This window comes from Paenibacillus gansuensis, from assembly GCF_042684925.1.
In the GTDB taxonomy this organism is placed as follows: Bacteria; Bacillota; Bacilli; order Paenibacillales; family DY6; genus Paenibacillus_N; species Paenibacillus_N gansuensis.
The window spans coordinates 839,364-858,107 of record NZ_JBHUME010000007.1 but is presented as its reverse complement, the minus strand read 5'-3'; the positions used below and the strand labels follow the sequence as shown (position 1 = coordinate 858,107).

General features: G+C 50.9%; 20 protein-coding genes and 1 pseudogene. 6 read left to right on the top strand and 15 right to left on the bottom strand.

The window, feature by feature from the left end; translation table 11 throughout:
- Window positions 1–189: 189 nt before the first annotated feature.
- Window positions 190–1,089, top strand: a complete 900-nt coding sequence (locus ACFSUF_RS11825) for a hypothetical protein (protein WP_377603046.1) — start codon at window positions 190–192, stop codon at window positions 1,087–1,089.
- An 87-nt stretch (window positions 1,090–1,176) separates the two neighbouring features.
- Here the strand turns inward: ACFSUF_RS11825 and sleB are convergent, their stop codons facing one another.
- The 3 genes from sleB to ACFSUF_RS11810 form a co-directional block, all read right to left on the bottom strand.
- Window positions 1,177–1,824, bottom strand: coding sequence for a spore cortex-lytic enzyme (gene sleB, locus ACFSUF_RS11820; RefSeq protein WP_377603044.1), 648 nt, complete (start codon window positions 1,822–1,824; stop codon window positions 1,177–1,179).
- A 126-nt stretch (window positions 1,825–1,950) separates the two neighbouring features.
- Window positions 1,951–2,442 (bottom strand): glycosyl-4,4'-diaponeurosporenoate acyltransferase CrtO family protein, encoded by a 492-nt coding sequence (locus ACFSUF_RS11815; protein WP_377603042.1) that lies wholly within the window; start codon window positions 2,440–2,442, stop codon window positions 1,951–1,953.
- Window positions 2,443–2,465: 23 nt separating this feature from the next.
- Window positions 2,466–3,602 (bottom strand): glycosyltransferase, encoded by a 1,137-nt coding sequence (locus tag ACFSUF_RS11810; protein ID WP_377603040.1) that lies wholly within the window; start codon window positions 3,600–3,602, stop codon window positions 2,466–2,468.
- A 204-nt stretch (window positions 3,603–3,806) separates the two neighbouring features.
- Between ACFSUF_RS11810 and ACFSUF_RS11805 the strand changes: the two genes are divergently transcribed.
- A complete protein-coding gene (locus ACFSUF_RS11805) occupies window positions 3,807–5,327 on the top strand; it encodes a phytoene desaturase family protein (RefSeq protein WP_377603038.1) in 1,521 nt (506 codons plus the stop codon).
- Window positions 5,328–5,373: 46 nt separating this feature from the next.
- Here the strand turns inward: ACFSUF_RS11805 and ACFSUF_RS11800 are convergent, their stop codons facing one another.
- The 4 genes from ACFSUF_RS11800 to ACFSUF_RS11785 form a co-directional block, all read right to left on the bottom strand.
- Window positions 5,374–5,760 (bottom strand): VOC family protein, encoded by a 387-nt coding sequence (locus ACFSUF_RS11800; RefSeq protein ID WP_377603036.1) that lies wholly within the window; start codon window positions 5,758–5,760, stop codon window positions 5,374–5,376.
- A gap of 85 nt (window positions 5,761–5,845) precedes the next feature.
- The gene (hrpB, locus tag ACFSUF_RS11795; protein WP_377603034.1) at window positions 5,846–8,431 is read right to left on the bottom strand and encodes an ATP-dependent helicase HrpB; all 2,586 of its coding nucleotides are present in this window, start codon (window positions 8,429–8,431) and stop codon (window positions 5,846–5,848) included.
- Window positions 8,424–9,155 carry an NAD-dependent protein deacylase gene (locus tag ACFSUF_RS11790; RefSeq protein WP_377603032.1) on the bottom strand — a complete coding sequence of 244 codons (732 nt, stop codon included), beginning with the start codon at window positions 9,153–9,155 and terminating at the stop codon, window positions 8,424–8,426. Before ACFSUF_RS11790 ends, hrpB begins: the two co-directional genes overlap by 8 nt.
- Before the next feature lie 114 nt (window positions 9,156–9,269).
- Window positions 9,270–9,581, bottom strand: a complete 312-nt coding sequence (locus ACFSUF_RS11785; protein WP_377603030.1) for an MGMT family protein — start codon at window positions 9,579–9,581, stop codon at window positions 9,270–9,272.
- A gap of 107 nt (window positions 9,582–9,688) precedes the next feature.
- Here ACFSUF_RS11785 and ACFSUF_RS11780 point away from each other — a divergent pair, with 107 nt between their 5' ends.
- Both ACFSUF_RS11780 and msrB read left to right on the top strand, forming a co-directional pair.
- On the top strand, window positions 9,689–9,919 hold the full coding sequence (locus ACFSUF_RS11780; RefSeq protein WP_377603029.1) for a hypothetical protein: 231 nt from the start codon (window positions 9,689–9,691) through the stop codon (window positions 9,917–9,919).
- Window positions 9,920–10,003: 84 nt separating this feature from the next.
- Window positions 10,004–10,426, top strand: a pseudogene (gene msrB / locus ACFSUF_RS11775) (peptide-methionine (R)-S-oxide reductase MsrB); the annotation flags it as partial.
- 76 nt (window positions 10,427–10,502) lie between these two features.
- Here msrB and ACFSUF_RS11770 read toward each other — a convergent pair.
- The 5 genes from ACFSUF_RS11770 to rarD form a co-directional block, all read right to left on the bottom strand.
- Window positions 10,503–10,799, bottom strand: coding sequence for a Rieske (2Fe-2S) protein (locus ACFSUF_RS11770; RefSeq protein ID WP_377603027.1), 297 nt, complete (start codon window positions 10,797–10,799; stop codon window positions 10,503–10,505).
- A gap of 145 nt (window positions 10,800–10,944) precedes the next feature.
- Entirely contained in the window at window positions 10,945–11,619 is a 675-nt protein-coding gene (locus tag ACFSUF_RS11765) for an SOS response-associated peptidase (RefSeq protein ID WP_377603025.1), read from the bottom strand.
- An 80-nt stretch (window positions 11,620–11,699) separates the two neighbouring features.
- Window positions 11,700–12,002 (bottom strand): antibiotic biosynthesis monooxygenase family protein, encoded by a 303-nt coding sequence (locus ACFSUF_RS11760; RefSeq protein ID WP_377603023.1) that lies wholly within the window; start codon window positions 12,000–12,002, stop codon window positions 11,700–11,702.
- Window positions 12,003–12,005: 3 nt separating this feature from the next.
- Window positions 12,006–13,475 carry a nicotinate phosphoribosyltransferase gene (locus ACFSUF_RS11755; protein WP_377603021.1) on the bottom strand — a complete coding sequence of 490 codons (1,470 nt, stop codon included), beginning with the start codon at window positions 13,473–13,475 and terminating at the stop codon, window positions 12,006–12,008.
- Window positions 13,476–13,559: 84 nt separating this feature from the next.
- Window positions 13,560–14,462 carry an EamA family transporter RarD gene (rarD, locus tag ACFSUF_RS11750; RefSeq protein WP_377603019.1) on the bottom strand — a complete coding sequence of 301 codons (903 nt, stop codon included), beginning with the start codon at window positions 14,460–14,462 and terminating at the stop codon, window positions 13,560–13,562.
- A 145-nt stretch (window positions 14,463–14,607) separates the two neighbouring features.
- Here rarD and ACFSUF_RS11745 point away from each other — a divergent pair, with 145 nt between their 5' ends.
- The gene (locus tag ACFSUF_RS11745; RefSeq protein WP_377603017.1) at window positions 14,608–15,849 is read left to right on the top strand and encodes an MFS transporter; all 1,242 of its coding nucleotides are present in this window, start codon (window positions 14,608–14,610) and stop codon (window positions 15,847–15,849) included.
- 148 nt (window positions 15,850–15,997) lie between these two features.
- Here ACFSUF_RS11745 and ACFSUF_RS11740 read toward each other — a convergent pair whose 3' ends face one another.
- The 3 genes from ACFSUF_RS11740 to ACFSUF_RS11730 all read right to left on the bottom strand — a co-directional run bounded on the left by ACFSUF_RS11740 (window position 15,998) and on the right by ACFSUF_RS11730 (window position 17,640).
- Window positions 15,998–16,510 carry a hypothetical protein gene (locus ACFSUF_RS11740; protein WP_377603015.1) on the bottom strand — a complete coding sequence of 171 codons (513 nt, stop codon included), beginning with the start codon at window positions 16,508–16,510 and terminating at the stop codon, window positions 15,998–16,000.
- A gap of 159 nt (window positions 16,511–16,669) precedes the next feature.
- Window positions 16,670–16,873: a YwbE family protein gene (locus tag ACFSUF_RS11735; protein ID WP_377603013.1), complete on the bottom strand. Its 204-nt coding sequence runs from the start codon at window positions 16,871–16,873 to the stop codon at window positions 16,670–16,672.
- Window positions 16,870–17,640: a DUF6483 family protein gene (locus tag ACFSUF_RS11730; protein ID WP_377603011.1), complete on the bottom strand. Its 771-nt coding sequence runs from the start codon at window positions 17,638–17,640 to the stop codon at window positions 16,870–16,872. The genes ACFSUF_RS11735 and ACFSUF_RS11730 overlap by 4 nt, the downstream gene beginning before the upstream one ends.
- 65 nt (window positions 17,641–17,705) lie before the next feature.
- On the opposite strand from ACFSUF_RS11730, the gene ACFSUF_RS11725 reads away from it, so the two are divergent.
- Window positions 17,706–18,719, top strand: coding sequence for a phosphotransferase (locus tag ACFSUF_RS11725; RefSeq protein ID WP_377603009.1), 1,014 nt, complete (start codon window positions 17,706–17,708; stop codon window positions 18,717–18,719).
- The last annotated feature ends 25 nt before the right edge of the window (window positions 18,720–18,744 follow it).

Genomic DNA, 18,744 nt, shown 5'->3' with positions numbered 1-18,744 from the left:
AACTGTGCAAGGTGATCCGGCCTACGCCGTCCTTTAGGCGAAGAGATCGTTTCATTCCGGAGAATGCATGATATTCCTTCATAAATGTTTCCAATTCCCTGTTTTGCGTTGTACCCGCGTAACTGTTGTGCTATTTTTAAACCTAACCTCTTCTGAGTGAAGCATCTTCATAGGAAAGGATGATTTGTTATGTCTATTGAACAGAAACGATGCCTGTTCTGCGAAAAAATTGTATATGCGAAGGTTACTTCGGAAGGTTTCGTATTTCGGGACTGCTACTGCACTCCTGACGGTTCTTATGAAATGAGCGCTTCTTGCTATGAGCCTTTTAATACGTTGCCGCACAGCCGGAAACGGGAAATGTTCCATATTGTATCGGCATACATAAGGGAAGTAACGGATTTGAAGCAAGCAGTCCATATTACAGTAGATAGTCTGGAGCAGATCGAACGATCGCCTATCGTACCCATTACGATCGAAAGTAAGGCCGAAAAGCTTCTTCAATATTTGCACAGGCATGCGGAAGGGCCGAACGACCCTGTCATCATTCACCAGCTTGCGCACAGCTACAACTTAACCTATTCCCCTAATATGCAGGAATTCGTATATATTATGGAGCAGCTTAAGACGGATTTTCTGTTGGATCGTGTAGGGCCGACAATCAAATTGACGGAAAAAGGCTGGAGAACGGCTCTCGCCGCGGCTCTCGCCGAAACTTTAAAACACTGCTGTATCGTGATGTCTTCCGACCCGGATCTGCGCTCAGACTGGAGTGAGTGGATTCTGCCCAAAATCGAACAATGCGGATATCAGGTACATGTCCCGGAGGTTAAGCGTACCGGTGATATTCTGGCAGAAACTGTGCAAGCCATTAATCACAGCGAATTATTGATTGTAGATATAACAGGTCTGACGCTTGAGGCTTTTTATGCGGCCGGTTATGCAAAAGGCAAGGATATGCCGATTATCTGGACTCTGCATAAAACAGCCGAGCACCAACTTCCTTTCCCCTCGGAAGAAATTCGCCCATTGCTTTGGGAAACGGCTGAGGAGCTTGGTGCCCTGCTGCAGCTGCGTCTCACACAGTAATGCAATGATGAATTTCACAAATATGGCTGTTTTATAACGAAAAAGACTGGGACCCCTAGGTCCCAGTCTTTCGTTGTTTAGTTATCATTACACCGCAAAAATATGCCTTCCGATTTTCACAGTCTGCTTACGGGTCCAAATCCACTTCGATGTGGCGGTCTGCGGATTGAAATAATATAGCGCATTATAGGTAGGATCATGGCCTTTGACTGCATCTAATGCCGCTTGGTAGGCTGCGTAATCCGGCTTAAGCTTATACTGGCCGTCATGCACGGCAGTGAATGCCCAAGGTTGAAATAGAACTCCATGCACAGTTTTCGGAAACTCAGGTGAGGACAGGCGGTTCATAATGACTGCCCCTACGGCAACTTTCCCTTTGTAAGGCTCGCCTCTGGCCTCTGCGTAAATCATTCTCGCCACCTGATCAAGTTCATGCCGGTTCACAGAAACTTTACGGAGTTTTTTCCAGGTAGTCGGCCCGGTAATCCCATCCGCTTTCAACCCGTACCGCTTCTGGAAGGATTTTACCGCCCGGGTTGTTTTGGGTCCATAATAAGAGGTTATCTCCCCCTGGAACAGCCCTACTGTTTTCAATCGGTACTGCAGATCAGGCACATCCGTTCCCCGTTTGCCGTAAGACAAGGTAGCTGATTGTACCGCTCCGGCCGGTTGAACCCATCCGATGGCAGTAAAGCCCAAAATGAAAAGCATTGTAATCCAAATCCATTTCTTCATGCTGCTGCAACCTCTCCTTATTCTTGTGGTTCCCTCAAAATACGGGAACGACGCAAAAACAACGATGTACGCCGTGATACTAATTGTATCATAGGGCTTGCAGCGGGCGGAACCGGATTCGAGTAATTACAAATAATTACCACCCTTCTCCGTGATTCTACGGAGGCGGATGCGGTTATAACGCTGGGCAGCGATGCAAGGTATATTCGCAGCTGCAGCATACAGACACATAATCAAAAAAGAAGGCAGGTCGCACCATAACAGAAATACGGGCAAAGGAAACATGGCCAGCCAATGGGCAAGCTCCCCCCTCCTCGTCTCCATAATAAATCTCTCCAAATAGACTGCCGATGCACCTTTCAGCCGCTTCTTGGCGAACCCGCCGGTAAATAACCGGCTGCCATCGGGCAGCAGCGCTTTCCATGCCTTCACCTTAAGCCATTGCTCATAGAACCGTCCATTGCGCTCAAAAGGGTATATACGCGTAAGTATGCGGCTCTGTTCGAAAAAAGATAAGGGAAGCCGGTTGCAGAAGATCGCGGCTCCCATTTGAATCAGCAGCCAAACGGCTATATCAAGAATGATATTCCAAGCAGTCGGCAGCACCCATACCTGCATAAAGGACTTCCCTCCCTAAAACATCACGTTTTCTTATTGGCGGCCTTGGATCCGGCATCGACAATTCTGCCTTTCCACCGGACTTGGCGGCGAATAAACGTCTTGTAGGCCGAAAGGGCGAAGATTCCTGCGAAAGCCGAAACAGGTACAGGAAAGAAAACGGAAGTCAGGAAGGAAAAACTGCCGGCACGCCGCAGTAGGATGAACAGCAGTGCGGCATAGGCAGCATAAAAAACCGCAATACCGATGCCTTCCCCGAAAGAGGACACTCCATAAATTAGTGTCGTTATGAAGCGTATCGAGATGGTTATCATGCCCGCGACCCAGCAGATGATCGCAGCAAGCAGCCATGGGCGGAGGCTAACCGCCCCTCCGGCGAAGTTCTTGCTCCACCCTTCGGCCAGGGACGCGAAGCCTTCCGGATACATCCGGAAGGCTGCCGTTCCTTTGCCGCTGTACAGGTGGAGCGGCAGCCCCGAGGCTTGGAAGCGACGCCCAAGCGCGTAGTTCTCCAACACCTCGCCCCGCACAGCTTCGTGTCCGCCGAGACGCTCGTAATCGTCGCGGCGGCACATCACGCAAGGTCCGAAGGCGCCCGAAGGGCGCACCTTTGGACCGAGCACCGTCATCGCCCCCATGGAGGCAATGACGACAAGGTTGAACACGGCGGAAAGCTGCTCGTAGGGCCGGATCACTGTGTGATACGGCTGCACCGCGAGCAGACCGCCGTGGCGGCACTGCGCCGACGCCAGCTTCGCCAGGGCGTCGGGGGCAAGGCGCGTGTCCGCATCCAGGAACAGCAGCAGGCGTCCCGACGCCTCTGCTGCTCCTGTGCGGCATGCCCACGCCTTGCCCTGCCATCCGGGCGGAAGCGGAGCCGCCTGGATCACATTGGCGCCGCCGGCTGCAGCAACGGCGGCGGTCCGGTCCGTAGAAGAATCGTCCACGACGAGGACCTCGAACGCCTTTACAGTCTGCTTCTGCAGGGAATCCAGCAGCGGTCCCAAATTTGCTTCCTCATTCCTGGCCGGAATTATGACGGTAATGTCATTCCCCTCTTCGGGAACACTTCCCGCAGGAGGCAGCAGCGCAATGCGGCCCAACAAGACGCCAAGGCAGATCAGTCCGCTGCTCACTAGGATTACATCGGTTAACGACACATCAATCCCCCGTCCGGAATGAATTCGCTGGAATAGTTTAGTTTATCTCGCCTGTGGTAATAGATGGTAATAGGCAGTATATGTAGTTACCCCATTAAGCCAAGGCAGTAACACAAGCATTCTCATTAAAGCCTTGCCATATTGGTAACGGTATCATACATAAACATAAGCTTAGAACGATTATAGTACGAGAGGATGAGCGGTATGTCTATGCTGGCAAAGAAACGTGTAATTGTAATCGGCGGCGGGTTGGCGGGGTTATCTGCAGCTATGCGGCTGACGGCGGACGGCCACCAAGTAACGGTGCTTGAGCAGGGTGAACGTGCCGGAGGGAAACTTAATATACGCAGCGGTCAAGGGTTTACTTTCGATACAGGCCCTTCCATCCTCACCATGCCATGGGTGCTTGAACAACTTTTTACAAGCTGCGGGCGTAAACTGGAAAACTACCTTACCCTCCAAAGAGTTGAGCCGCAATGGCGCACGTTCTTTGAAGACGGGGTTAACATTGATGTAAGTGCAGATTTGCCTACGATGCTAAACGAAATCAGGAACGTATCGCAAAAAGATGCGGCCCGGTTTATGGATTATCTGCAATACTGTGCGAAAATGTACGAACTGTGCATGTCCAGTTTCTACAAAGAGAGCCTGACAGGGCTAGCCGATCTGCGCGCCATGCACTCTTTAAAGGAACTGCTGGCCATGGACCCGCTTCGTTCTATGGATCAAGTAACCGGAAAGTATATAAAGGACCCTCATCTTCGTCAGATGTTTAATTTCTTTATTATGTATGTAGGCTCTTCCCCTTATGGAGCGCCTGCTGTACTCTCCCAATTGATTCATGTGCAGCTGGGCCTAGGGATATTCTATGTCAAAGGCGGCATGAGAAAAATCGCGGAAGCTATGCTGAAGGTTCTTGCCGAGATGGGTACCGAGGTTCGCACCCATGCCAAAGTAACTGAAATTCAAACGGCTGGAACGAAAGCCGCAGGCGTTAAGTTGGAAAGCGGTGAAACCCTGCAGGCGGACCTTATCGTGTCCAATCTGGAGGCTATTCCGGCTTACCGCACCCTCGTTAAGAATCACGGCCAAGCCGAGAAGGCGGCTGAAAAACTTAAAAAATACGCACCGACAGTGTCTGGTCTGGTACTGCTTCTGGGTGTAAACAAATCTTACGAGAAGCTGCTGCACCACAACTTCTTCTTCTCGCAAGATCCCGAACGTGAATTTAGTGATATGTTCGAAAAAGGGATTCCGACGGAAGATCCGACAGTGTATGTCGGAGTGTCTTCAAAGTCGGATCCGACACAGGCGCCGCAAGGAAAAGAGAATCTATTCGTGCTGACCCATGTGCCGCCTCTGAAAGACGGAGAATCATGGCAGCCGCATAGGGAGCGTTACCGCGAACTGGTGCTCGACAAACTAGAGCGGAACGGATTGACTGGATTGAGGAAATCCATTGAGTTCGAATATCAGTTCACACCGGATGACCTGCAAAGTCTATATGGCGCCAACGGAGGATCCATATACGGTGTGGTTACAGACCGCAAAATGAACGGCGGGTTCAAAATTCCAAGCCGGAGCGAACTGCTGAGCAACCTGTATTTTGTCGGAGGTTCTACACATCCGGGCGGCGGCGTACCTATGGTCACTCTGTCCGGCCAGCTCACTGCAGACCTGATCCGGGAAGATCTTAAACAACCCGGCGCCGCAGACGCAGGATAACGGAATTTTAACCTTTCAATGACAGGGCGGCGCAAGCCGCCCATCTTTATGTTCCCGCGTTCTCCCCTGTTCTGCCCGCTTTGGGTTGAATAAGCCCCAAGCCGATGCCGACAGGATCCACCAGATAGGCCAGAAAGAAGTCATCGAATTCCATCTTATCCCTGACAATCTTCGCACCCCGGAGGACAGCTTGGCTGATTGCCTGATTCATATCGGCGACTTCAAGATGCAGCCTGACCCCATGCGGGTAATCGGCAGGCCCCTCGGAGATGCCGCCGTCCAATCCCTTCAGATCCTGGCTTCCCGCCCCCGTTGATACTTGGCGGTATCCCCAGTTCTCTTCCCCCATCTTCCAACCGAATACCTCACTATAAAAGGATGAAGCTTTCTCCGGATCCTGGCTGTTGATCTCAAACGAAATCACTCGTCCCACGGTCTCTCCTCCAGTCGTCTAGCTAACTTACGTTCATTATATACGAACATATGTTCACTTACAACAAATATTTACCAAACATTCATTATTTTCTCGGCTTAGTCCTATTCGTTGCTTCCGCTTCCAACGGATTATCCGGCCAGTAATGTTTGGGATAGCGGCCTTTAAGGTCCTTTTTCACTTCAAAATAGGCATGTTCCCAAAAACTCGCTAAATCCTGGGTAACCTGAACCGGCCTGCGGGCTGGGGATAACAAGTGAATGGTGACGGGAACTCTGCCGCCGGCGATCCGCGGCGTTTCTTTCATCCCGAACAATTCCTGCAGCCTCGCAGCCAGAACCGGTTGTTCTGGATCCGAGTAATCAAGCGTGATCCTGGATCCGCTTGGAACGGTAAGCTGCAGCGGTACCAGCCGGTCCAGTTCCTGCCTTTGCTCCCATGGTATCAGCTCAGATAAAATATGTCCTATCTGAATCTTCTGCAGGTCGCTCCGGTTTCTCATACCGTACACATGCGGCGCAAGCCAGTCTTCCAAATGATTCAACAGCGATTCGTCCGAGACATCGGGCCAGTTCGCGGGATCGTATTTATGCATGAAGGACATCCGGCTTTGGAGCAGCCTGTCCCCTTTCGTCCACGGCAGCAGCTTATGCCCGCCCTGACGAATGCCGTCCAATAAAGCTTGAAGCATAAGTTCAGGATCCGGGGATTGTGAAGGAGTTTCTTGAATCAAGACCGCCCCGATCTTCCGAACCGTAAAAGTCCGGACAGTCTGAGCCTCCCGGTCCCAGTAAACGGACTGCTCTTCACGTATGATATCGGCAAAATATCGGTTGATTTGCTCCAGACTGATTCCTGCGCCCAGGTAGACCTTACTTTCTGTGCCTTGATCGTCAAGTTCTGCAGCTACCAGATAGGGCTCCGCCGCAAGCTGCTGACCCTCTGAAACTTCAGCCCCCCTGCCGTTAGCAAGCGTGAATTTGCCGATGCTCCGCTGCTGGCCGATTCGATCCGGATAGGCGAATCCTAGGAGCACCCCGCACATCTCAACGGCGCTTACCTCTGCCGCGGAGGTTTCGTTATCCTCTTCCCTAGGTGCCTCAAATGCTCCGCGACCGCTTCCCTCAGTGCGCAGAGCCGCCAGAGCATGATCCGCTTCCGCGATAACACGCCGGCATATCGCCGGATCGATCTCCATGCCGCCAAGCGTATCAGGGAGGTCAGCCCCGCGCCATGTCCGCGCCTCTTGCAGCATCGCCAGGCGGCTGCTCAAATCCGCATCAGTCTTCGCCCGGCCGCCGGTGCGGACCGCCACGTCGCGCTCGCCCAGCATCGCCGCCAGGTCGCATGCGATCCTGGCCAGCCCCAGCCCCTCCGCCCGCAGCACCATGTGCGCGAGCCTCGGGTGCATCCCCAGGGCGGCCATGCGCCGCCCATGGGGCGTGACCGCACCTGTCTCCGCTATCGCGCCGAGCAGGTGCAGCAGTTCCCGCGCCTGACGGTACGCGGGAACGGGCGGCAAATCCAGCCACGCCAGCTCGGCCGGATCGCCAACCCCCCAAGCCGCCAGCTCAAGCGCAAGCGGCGCAAGATCCGCCTCCAGCACCTCCGGTGTGCTTCGCGGCGGGAGGCGCCGGTCTTCCTGCTCCGTCCACAGACGGTAGCAGACGCCCGGCGCAGTGCGCCCCGCCCGGCCGCGGCGCTGGTCGGCGCTGGCCCGGGACACGGGCACCGTCTCCAGCCTTGTCATCCCCGTCCGGGGCGAAAACCGCGGAACCCGCATTAATCCGCTGTCGATCACGACACGAACTCCTTCAACGGTAAGACTCGTCTCCGCAATCGACGTCGATAGCACGATCTTCCGCTGTCCAGATACCGCCGGCGCGATCGCGGCCTCCTGTGCTGCCTGAGGCAAATTCCCGTAGAGCGGCGCGACCCTTACGCCGGGAGACAGTCCTGACTCTCTCAGCTTCCGCTCCGCACGGCGAATTTCACCTGCTCCAGGCAGAAACACCAGCATGTCTCCGTCATGGTCCTGCAATGCCTGTTTAACCGCACGTACCGTTCTGTCTTCCAGCCGTTCGGCACCATGACCGGGATAGTATACCGTTTCCACAGGATACATCCTGCCTTCCCCTCTGATGACGGGGGCATGATTCAAGATCTGCGAGACCGGCTCCGCATCCATCGTTGCCGACATAACCAGCAGCCTCATCTCTTCCCTGAATAACTGCTGTGCCTGCAGGCAAAGGGCCAGCCCCAAATCAGCATGCAGGCTGCGCTCATGAAACTCGTCAAACAGGACGGCGCCAACCCCGTCAAGCGACGGGTCCTGCTGCAGCATGCTGGTTAAAACCCCTTCGGTAACAACCTCGATCCTGGTCCGTTTGCTTACTCTGGTGTCCATTTTCACCCTGTAACCGACTGTTTCGCCGGCTTGTTCCCCTAACTGCCGGGCCATGTAAGCCGCAACAGACTTCGCCGCCAGCCTCCGAGGCTCGAGCATAAGAATACGGCGGTCACCCAGCCAGGAAGCATGTAACAGCGCTAAAGGCACTCTGGTGGTTTTGCCCGAACCGGGCGGGGCAATCAATATGGCATTCGTATGATCTGAAAGAGTATCCATAAGCTCCCCCAGAACATCATCTATAGGCAAATTTATGTTAGTCATATACAACTTCCTTCATTACTTGAGCAAAAGGCTCTCTGACGACGCAGCCGGCATAACGGTCGTAAGCAGTCTCGCTCTTATTGATAACTGCCAGTCGATCCCCTTGAAAATAAGGAACCAAATTGGCCGCTGGATACACCGACAACGACGTCCCCGCGACGATCATGAGATCCGCTTCGCGTATGGCGGCTTCGGCCTCGGCAAACAACTGCATATCCAACGGTTCTTCGTATAAAATCACACCGGGCTTCACAATACTTCCGCATTTGACGCATAGGGGCACTTCTCCCGCAAGGGACATTAACTCTTCCAGTGTATAGAATGCCGCGCATTGTACGCAAAAGTTCCGGTGAACGGAACCATGCAGCTCCAATACGGACTTGCTTCCCGCTTTTTGGTGCAGCCCGTCTATATTCTGCGTAATGATTGTGCGAAGTTTCCCTCGATGCTCCAGTTCCGCGAGGGCCTGATGTCCGCTGTTAGGCTCCGCATCCGCATGGATCATCTTTCTGTAATAAAACCTGTAAAATTCCTTTGGATGTTGTTCAAAAAATGAACGGCTCAGCATCTCTTCCGGGGAATGACTGCTTCCCTGCTTTGTGGTAAAAAGACCCGCTTCCGAACGAAAATCCGGTATGCCGCTCTCTGTAGAAGTTCCCGCTCCCCCAAAAAACACAATTCGGCTGCTCATACCGATCCACTCCCGCAATCGGGTGATTCCCATTTATACCGCCTCCACTAGTTAACATAATATTTATTATGTAAAGTAAATGAATGAATCCATGAGAATAACCTTCCTTCCATGATTATCCTCCACTAATTAACCTTCACAGTCAGTTCAATCAACAGGTCCATATCCGTATTTATCCAAATCCACAAAACGATCCCTGTTCAGTTCCACGCCTTCCGACTCCAACAAGAATCTCTGCAGCTCGAACGATTCTTCGTCCCTGATTTTAATTTCCCCGTTCCCGCTGACGACACGGTGCCATGGAAGCTGATACCGGCTGCTCATCGAATGCAAAATACGAACGACTTGCCTTGCCGCTCTCGGACTTCCGGCTGATCTTGCAATTTGTCCATAGGTCGTTACACAGCCTTCAGGTATCCCCCGAATCAGGCTGATTACCGTCTCTGTAAACGATGTCATCTTTTCTCCCCTAACTCCAACAGAACATGAATCCACGAACTCCCAGTTTAAAAGGAGCATGTTCCGGGCTATAATATAAGAACAGATGTTCTATAGGTGGTGTATTTATGAAAAACGTTGAGAAATACGTCAAACGGCATGCCGAAATCATCTATATGGATGCCAAAGGGAACTTTACGCAGCGCGAAATTTTCATTTACTCCGTTCAGGAAGACAAAGTCCAGGCTTTTTGCACTGCCTCCGGGGCTCCAAGAACGCTGCTAAAATCCAGTATTCTGGCCATGCAGCCGCCAAAGTGCCCTAAGGGGATATCTCCTTTTATACATGATATAATATAATGCAGGCACGCAGACAGCTTAACTCAACGCCAATATATCTGTTAAGGAGATGGTTTCATGTCCAACAAGTTTAAGAACGATCCTGCCCTAAAAGACCGCTTGACTCCCATACAATACCACGTGACGCAGAATAACGGAACCGAAGCTCCGTTTACGAATGAATTTTGGAGACATTCCGAAGAAGGCTTGTACGTCGATATCGTATCGGGCGAACCTTTGTTCAGCTCTCTGGATAAATTCGATTCTTCCTGCGGCTGGCCTTCCTTCTCCAAACCGCTTTCGGAAAGTAAGGTTTCCGAGCATGTGGACACTACACATCATATGGTAAGGACGGAGGTCCGGAGCAAAGACGCTGATTCCCACCTCGGTCATGTATTTGATGACGGTCCCCGCGAATTGGGCGGACTCCGGTACTGCATCAACTCCGCAGCCTTGCGTTTCATACCGAAAGCTAAGCTTGAGGAAGAAGGATACGGCCAGTATCTTTCCATTTTTCAAAAGAAATAATCTGCAAAGAAGCATCTCCGAGGCAAGCCTCATGAGATGCTTCTTTTTCCATACTACATAACTTGCCTCGTTCTGTTTAGTTCTGTATCAGAGCAATCAAATGCCCGTCTTTCACCTGTATTTCAAAACAAGCCAATTCCCGGACAGGTACGTTCTGGCACACCCCGGTCTCAGCATCGAATGTCCAACCGTGCAGCGGACATACGATTTCGTCGTCTTCCGCTTCTACCGTATATCCTGCATGCGGGCAATCACGGGAAACCAGCTTATATTTCTCCCCGTTTTTCAAAATGTAGTATTTGTCTCTCTCCTGCTCCACTGCCGCCGGAAACGACGTAAAGCTCTCCAATGCGCCTAAATCCCATTCCTTCATGATATGTCATCCTCCCTTGCTTCGATAACATATCCATTCGAGATGGAGTCCGAATTTCCTCCCCGCCTTCCAACCGGCCGGTGGACATTCTTATATGGTAACAAAAAAAGAGCGGGATCCGCTCTTTCTTTGGCCCTTTCTATTCTTACTCTTTAATCAGTGCCCAACCGGAAGGATACACCTCGACACAGTCCGGCTGTTCGTGCTCCGTATTGTTCACAAGTGTCGTAACCGGATAGGTCTCCATCAAATGCTCGCCGGTCGGCTGCAGCATCCACTCCAGCGAGGCTGTATTCGTGTATTCGGGACTCAGCCAGGCATCGATATCTTTCTCCTGAAGGATCACGGGCATCCGGTCCTGATAAGCGGAGACGACTGCATTAGGTTTGGTGGTCAAAATCGTACAAGTACGAACCTCTTCCCCTTGCGGTGTAATCCAGACATCATACATTCCCGCAAATGCGAAAACTTCCCTGTTTCTTAGAACGACATGCATCGGCTGGCGTATCTTTCCTTGCGTTTTCCAGGCATAGAACCCGCTGCAGGGAATAATGCAGCGCTGCTTTTTCAGAAGCCGCTCGAATATGGGTTTATCATGGATTTTTCTGCAGTCCGCATTAATCGAATCTTTGGCCCAGAACGGGTAGAGCCCCCAACGGAACTCCTGGAGATATCGTTCCTCCCTGTTCTCTGCAATAACCGCTACGTTTTGCGTAGGAGAAATATTAAAACGTCTGGCATACATTCCCTTATTGCTCCGAACCTGGTACCGCTTCATCAGCTCACTAAGTTCAGACGTTAACGAATAACGTTCGCACATTGCGGATCACCACCTTTTTTCAGGTAGTATCCGCAAATTGGAAAAAACTATACATACAGTCTAAATGTACCTTTAGATTTTCAACCGGTCCCTAAACTGACTTCCGAATAATGCTCTACCACAGGAAACGGCTCATAAAAATGATGCAGCAGCTTCCTCCACTCCTGATATTGCTCCGATTGGCGGAAGCCTACCGTATGATCTTCGAGTGTCTCCCACCATACGAGCAGAAGATACTGGTTGCCATTCTCCATACAGCGGTGCAGTTCATGCCTGATATATCCTTGCATGGAAGAGATAATGGCGGAAGCCTGGCGGAAGGCTTCTTCAAAACCGGGCTGGAGCGTAGGCTTTACCGGCAGTACGGCGCTCTCTAGGATCATGGTCTATTCCTCCCTCTTTACTTTAACGGATTCGATGATTTCCATCTTGTTATCCCAGCATTCAGGACTTAAATCCACCGGATATTCTTCGGGGTGCATGGACCTCTTGTACTCATCCCATAACAGTTCCAAGTTGGCGGCTGCGTAAGATTTGGATTCCTCCACGGAAGGGATCGCATAGATAAGCTTTCCATTTTCAAACACGGTCCGATGCACTTCTCTTGCCTCAAAGTTTTTGACCGTTTTACTTTGATAAGTATGCACAGGATGGAACATATATAGGGAAGGCTCTTCATTCGGACGCTCATGATCCAACGCAATATAATCGCCTTCCGATTTACCCGAATTCTTGTTAATGATCCGGTATACCCTTTTCATGCCGGGTGTGCTGATTTTCTCGGGATTGCCCGATATTTTTATTACGTCCCGCATCCCGCCGTTCTCGTCCTCAACGGCGACGAGCTTATACACGGCACCTAAAGCTGCTTGCTCGTAAGAAGTAATCAGCTTTGTGCCGATGCCCCAGGCGTTAATTCTGGCCCCCTGCGCGCGAAGGTTGATAATGGTGTACTCGTCAAGGTCATTGGATGCAAAGATTTTTGCATCGGAGAAGCCCGCCTCATCGAGCATTACACGCGCGCGTTTAGACAAGTAGGCCAAATCGCCGCTGTCCAGCCGGATCCCGACAAACCGGATCAGGTCTCCCATCTCTTTGGCCACACGGATTGCGTTCGGCACGCCGGAAAGCAGCGTGTCGTACGTGTCTACAAGAAACACGCAATCGCGGTGATGCTCCGCGTATTTGCGGAAAGCGGTGTATTCGTCCTCGTAAGCTTGGACGAATGCATGGGCGTGCGTGCCGGCAACAGGAATGCCGAAAAGTTTGCCGGCACGCACGTTGCTGGTCGCATCAAAGCCGCCGATGATCGCGGCTCTGGCTCCCCAGACAGCGGCGTCCATTTCTTGGGCACGCCGGGTCCCGAATTCAAGAGCAGTCTCATCCCCGATCACCTGCTTCATCCGCGAAGCTTTTGTGGCAATCAGCGTCTGATAGTTCACGATGTTGAGCAGCGCCGTTTCGATCAGCTGGGCTACCGCCAGAGTTGCTTCTACCCGCAGTATCGGCTCGTTTCCGAACACGAGCTCCCCTTCTACCATACAGCGCAGCGTTCCGTTAAAGCGAACGGTGCGCAAATAGGCAATAAACTCTTCTTCATAGCCCATCTCATGCTGCAAATAAGCTAAATCCGTTTCCGAGAACCGGAACGATTGCAAATAACTGACCAGCCGGTCCAGTCCGGCAAAAATGCCGTACCCGTTACCGAAAGGGAGCTTTCGAAAGTACATTTCGAATACGGCTTTTTTATCGTGAATCCCGTCAGACCAATACGATTTGGTCATATTTATCTGATATAAATCGGTATGTAAAGCAAAACTGTCGTCATTGGTGTGATTTGTATCCGGCAGCATCATGACTCCTCCAATCTGTTTGTTTACAGATTTCTCTATTTTTCAACATACCATACGAACGGCGGCATCGTCGATAAGAGTAACGGCTTAAGACTTCAATTCCGCCCTGCGGAACAGGCCCGTTCTGGATAAAGTAAAGACGGCAAGCGATGCCCAAATGAACAAGAAGGCAATCAAATGCACATGGGAGAAGGTTTCCCCATAGACGAACACCCCTAAAATCAGGCTGATCGTAGGTGCGATATATTGAAGAAAGCCGATAAGTGAGAGCGGAATCCGCTGCGCTCCAAGAGCAAAGAGCAGCAGCGGCGCAGCAGTAGCGGCACCGGAGCCGACAAGCAGCAAGAGTGTTGCCCCTTCCCCTCCGCCTACATCAAGTTTGCCTTGAAAGGAAAGCCAGATTAGATAAGCTGCTGCAAGCGGGGTAACAATTAGCGTTTCCATCGTTAAGCCGATGGAAGCTTCGAACGTCGTTAATTTTTTAGCCAAACCGTACAGCCCGAAAGAGACAGCAAGCGTGATCGCGATCCACGGGAAGTTCCCTAAGCGGATCGTCAAGATAAGCACTCCGGCTGCCGCCAGCGCAAAGGAGACCCACTGCATCGTGTTCAGTTTCTCCTTGAGGACGAACATGCCAAGCAAAACACTGACCAATGGATTGATATAATAGCCCATACTGGATTCTACCAGGTGCCCGGAGTTTACGGCCCATATATAAACGAACCAGTTGATGCTGATCAGCAGGCTCGCGGCAGTCAGGGAAAGCAGCTTTGCCGGGTGCTTGAGCACATCTTTCAGCTGCCTGGTAAATTCAGTCCATTTCCGGCTGACTCCCAGCAGTGCCAGCATTAATATACAAGCCCAAAATACCCGGTGCGCCAATATCTGATCCGACGGCACATGGCCCGCTACTTTCCAATAAATCGGCAGCAGTCCCCAAAGCAAATAGGCGCCTGCAGCATAAGCTGTTCCTTTTGAATGTTCAGTCATACCCTATCCTCCAAGCGGAAATCCATACTGTAAAGACTTTATTGTACTCCTGTTTCTGACCATCGGCAAATAAATCTCTAGAATGTCCTGTAGTCCCCTGATATGATAGAAAGATCGGCTTACAGTCATCTTAGGGGGACAAGTTATGTTTTCATTATGGAACAGTCTTTCTGCCGGAGTGAGGCGATTTGCGATGACGGAGGCGCTCCTTGGCATCGGGATCGGTCTGTTCTCTTTGGTATTGAACTATCATTTACTGTCTATGCATCTGAACGAGAAACAAATTGGTGAAATTACATCCGTTTCCAGTATCATCACCGGATTGATTTCCCTGCCGATAGGGCTGCTTACGGATCGCTGGGGCGCCAAAAACGTAATGGTCTGCGGAATAGGCCTGATGGGCATCGGGTATTTCCTATTCGCAGGCGGAGATACGCTGCCCTTGTTCTATAGCGCTCAAATCATAACATCCATTGGAATCACATTGCTGGTCAATTCGGAAATTCAGCTTTTATTTTCCTACACGGCATCGAAACAAGAAGAAGGAACGGCTTACAGCGTGCTTTTCTCTGTATTTACTCTTTTTACAGGCGTAGGTACGCTGCTTGGGGGATGGCTTCCGCAATGGCTTGACGGAGAAGGCCGTTACGTCGGAACACTCGTTTTTGCAGGGGCTCTGCTTTTGCTGCTTGCTGTTCTGCGTTGGGCCCTGCTGCCCGCCAGGCCGCCGGTGATCAGTTCGGAGAAACCATCCGGCGCAAAGCTTTCCATCAAGTTGCAGATGGCTGCCATGTACAAAGGAACCAGCTGGAAACTGGCTGTTTTCTCCTTATTAGTTGGCACGTCGCTGATGCTGGTTACTCCCTACTTAAATTTGATGATTAAAGAGCGCAATCATTGGAGCGAATCGGCCACTTCCATACTCCTGACGATAAACGGACTCATGCTGTTTGCCGGTTCTTCCGCAGCTCCCATGCTTACCCGGAAGCTAGGAGTCCGGAGAACATTCGGTTTGTTATTCCCTTTGAACCTGCTTGCTGCCGTTTTGTTGGGCCTGCAGTTGCCGGTCTTGCTTTTTAGTTTGCTGCTGCCGCTGCGGGGAGGGTTGTTTACACTGCTGAATAATCTCGTGGAAAGCGAATCGATGTCCGCTGTCCCGGAGGCGGACCGTAACCGTTTCGCCGGCATGCGAACGGTATCAAGAAGTATCGGTTCTTCCGCCGCCGTTTACGTAACCGGGGCCTTGCTTGCATCCGGTCATACCAGGCTGCCTTTCCTGTTATCCGCGCTTGTTCTTCTCGCAGCTTATGTCTATTTCTACCGTACGGTCCTTCCGGTCTATGAGCAGACGGAACAGACTTCCCCGCTCAAGTCGGCATCCGACTAAAGCTGTTTAGCAAGGTGAAACGGCTTACGCCGTCCTATATGCGGGGAGATCGTTTCTTTCCGGATCAATATCAGAACAGAGCATAGCATCATGCTAACTTTCTGATTATTTAAACTAAAAAACCGGCCTCATGGCCGGTTCTTATTCATTAAGGGATATATTGTTGAATAATTTTAACGACAACGCCGTCTTTCACCACCAGGTGATACGGGTAATCTTTCAGGCTTGCATCTTTGGCAATAAGTTTTTTAAATGCGGCCAGAGATATTTTTTCGTTCCAGACAATATCTGCGTCTTCCCAGTTCCCTGTACGATTGTAAATCTGCATATAGACGGCAGCCTTAGGGGAGACCGTTAGTTTGCGGAGCTTGGCATTGTCATTCACAATATAATATCCGTCCGGTGCGCCTTCCAGACCCGAATCCGGTTCTCTATCCAAAAATACTTTATCAGCGCTTGCCCCTTCGTACCACTGTATATAATCCGCTACTACAACCGTTTTGCCGTTAGCAAGTGCTAGTTTATCGATATATGCTGCATGCGTGTCCTTTGAAGGTTTCACCGGTGTGTAGGCCCCCGTCGCGGAAACCGCCCCCGTATTCATGCTGAATAATAAAACAGCTGTAAGCATTGCTGCGAACTTGACCGAAATTGTTTTCATCGTATTCGTTCCTTTCCTCTGTGTAAGAATGTCCCATGGTTGTCCAACTGGAATACGTTATAAATACCTATAACGCCATTCTATGATTTAGAAACGAATTTAGACCTAAACAAGTTGCATGATTCGGAAAAGAAATAGTTTCCAACAGCAATGATACGCCTAGGAACCAGCACTTATAATCTGTTTTACTCTTCCTACTTGACCATCTGTAAGCCTTACTTTAATGCCATGCGGGTGCGTCGGGGAGTTGGTCAGCAAATCTTTCACAATCCCGCGGGTCAGTTTGCCCGTCCGCTGATCCTGCTTAAGTACGATATCTACCTCGATGCCTGGTGTAATATTCTTTCTGATTTGTCCGTTCACGTATCCAGCTCCTCTTCCTCTATGTTGATTGTTTCAGAATTCGGCTTATATTTCTGCTGCCACTCTTTCCATCCGTCCTCGGCTTCCTCCCGGCTAAAATTGCCTTCCATGAGCTGCTGATCATCCAGTTGGAAAAGCGTATCATAAAACCGCTTTCCAACCTCATATACCCCGCTGTCCAATTTATGGGGGAGCCTATACAATAAATTTTCCGCTGCATCATAACGGCCTTCACCTGTATAGTAGTCCATTAAAAACAGTTCGGTCAGCGCAGGGAGATCCGCTTTATCGGCATTCATCTCCTTCAAGAGGCCGGAAATTTCCCTGCCGGTCAACCCATCCGGATCAAATCCTTCGCGCTTCGCTGCCAGTAAGAGAAACAGAGCTTTTCTCAGCCCATTGGCCCGGTCCGCTTCGATCTCCATATCCTTGTAGATATCTGCCTGGTGACGGAGCAGCAGCCCGGCCGCAGCCATTTTATCAGACTCTGGCACCCCGTTCACACTAAACATGTTCAGCAGATGTTCTTCGCTAACCGAATGCAGCAGCTTGGATTTCGGGAGATACAGCTTCGTCAGCTGCTCGTCAATCAGCTCCAGGCCTTCCTTCTGCTTCTTTTCCTGCCTTAGCTGGAGCAGCCGGGTTCCAAGAACCTCTGTCATTTGTTCGATCAGCCGCATCAAATAATCTCTCTTATACAGATCGTCCGCCCCCATTTTGTTGTCGCCTGTCTCTAAGTATACCAAGCCGGGAACACGAAAATCCAATTGTACACCTGACCAAGCTATACTACAATAGTACAAAAACAGAATTGGGAAAACAGGTGAATAAGGTGTCCGAATCATCTAAAGCAACAGAACAGGAAATCAGAGAATTGGCAGCCCAATACGCTCTCGGTCCGGAAGTGGAAATTCGGTTGGAATCCAGCGGAATGAACAATACGACCCGGTTTCTATACGCCGGAGACCAGGTCTATGTGCTTCGCATTTATGACAACCATAAAGATATCGCCAAGGTTCAATTTGAACACGAGGTGATGCTCCGTTTAGGAGAGATGAAGCTTCCTTTTGGAGTTCCCAAGCTTGTGCAAACGGAATCCGGTGCAACCTATGCACGGTCATCCGCAGGAAAGTTGTCGGCTCTCTTTGAAAAAGCACCCGGCACCCGGCCCTCTTCGGATACCCCGATGCATATCGAAGCGATGGGTAAAGCGGCGGGACAGCTGGTTGAAGCCTTATCCCGCGTAAAATCAAGTGTCCCTTCTTCCTATTTGCCTTATTATGAAATCTACGACGTTCATCCTTTATTGACTAGGGACAAGCTTCCTGGAGCTGCTGCCTTGCCTCAAGTGCCCGAGGTTGCATCAGATACCGCGTACTTGCTTGATGAAATCCAGCGCTTAGAAGAAAGCATTCCCGGCTTGAAATCCCTCCCTGTTCAAATCGTCCATAGCGATCTGGTGTTCAGCAATGCCTTAATTTACGGTGATTACGTAACGATTCTGGATTTTGAGTTTGCCACTTTGGAGCTTAGGGCTATGGAACTGGCAGTTCTGGTTTCAGAGCTTATCCGGGAGGAAGTTTCCAACGATGTACAACGATCGCGGATTATGCTGCTGTTTCAAGGTTATTCATCCAGTCATCAGTTGGAAGACAGGGAGATCGTTGCCCTGGCAGCATTAGTCAAACTGCGGTTTCTGGTGGTGTACGTGCATTTTCTGGGACGTTATTTGGAAGGCCTTGACGGCGCGGACGTACTTGTACACCAAATTGCCCGGGCAGCCTATGGGTGCCGCTGGTTTGAGCTGCATAACACTTCCTGGGAAAAGCTCATTGACCAACTCTAATTCCTCAATAAAAAAGGGCTGCGTT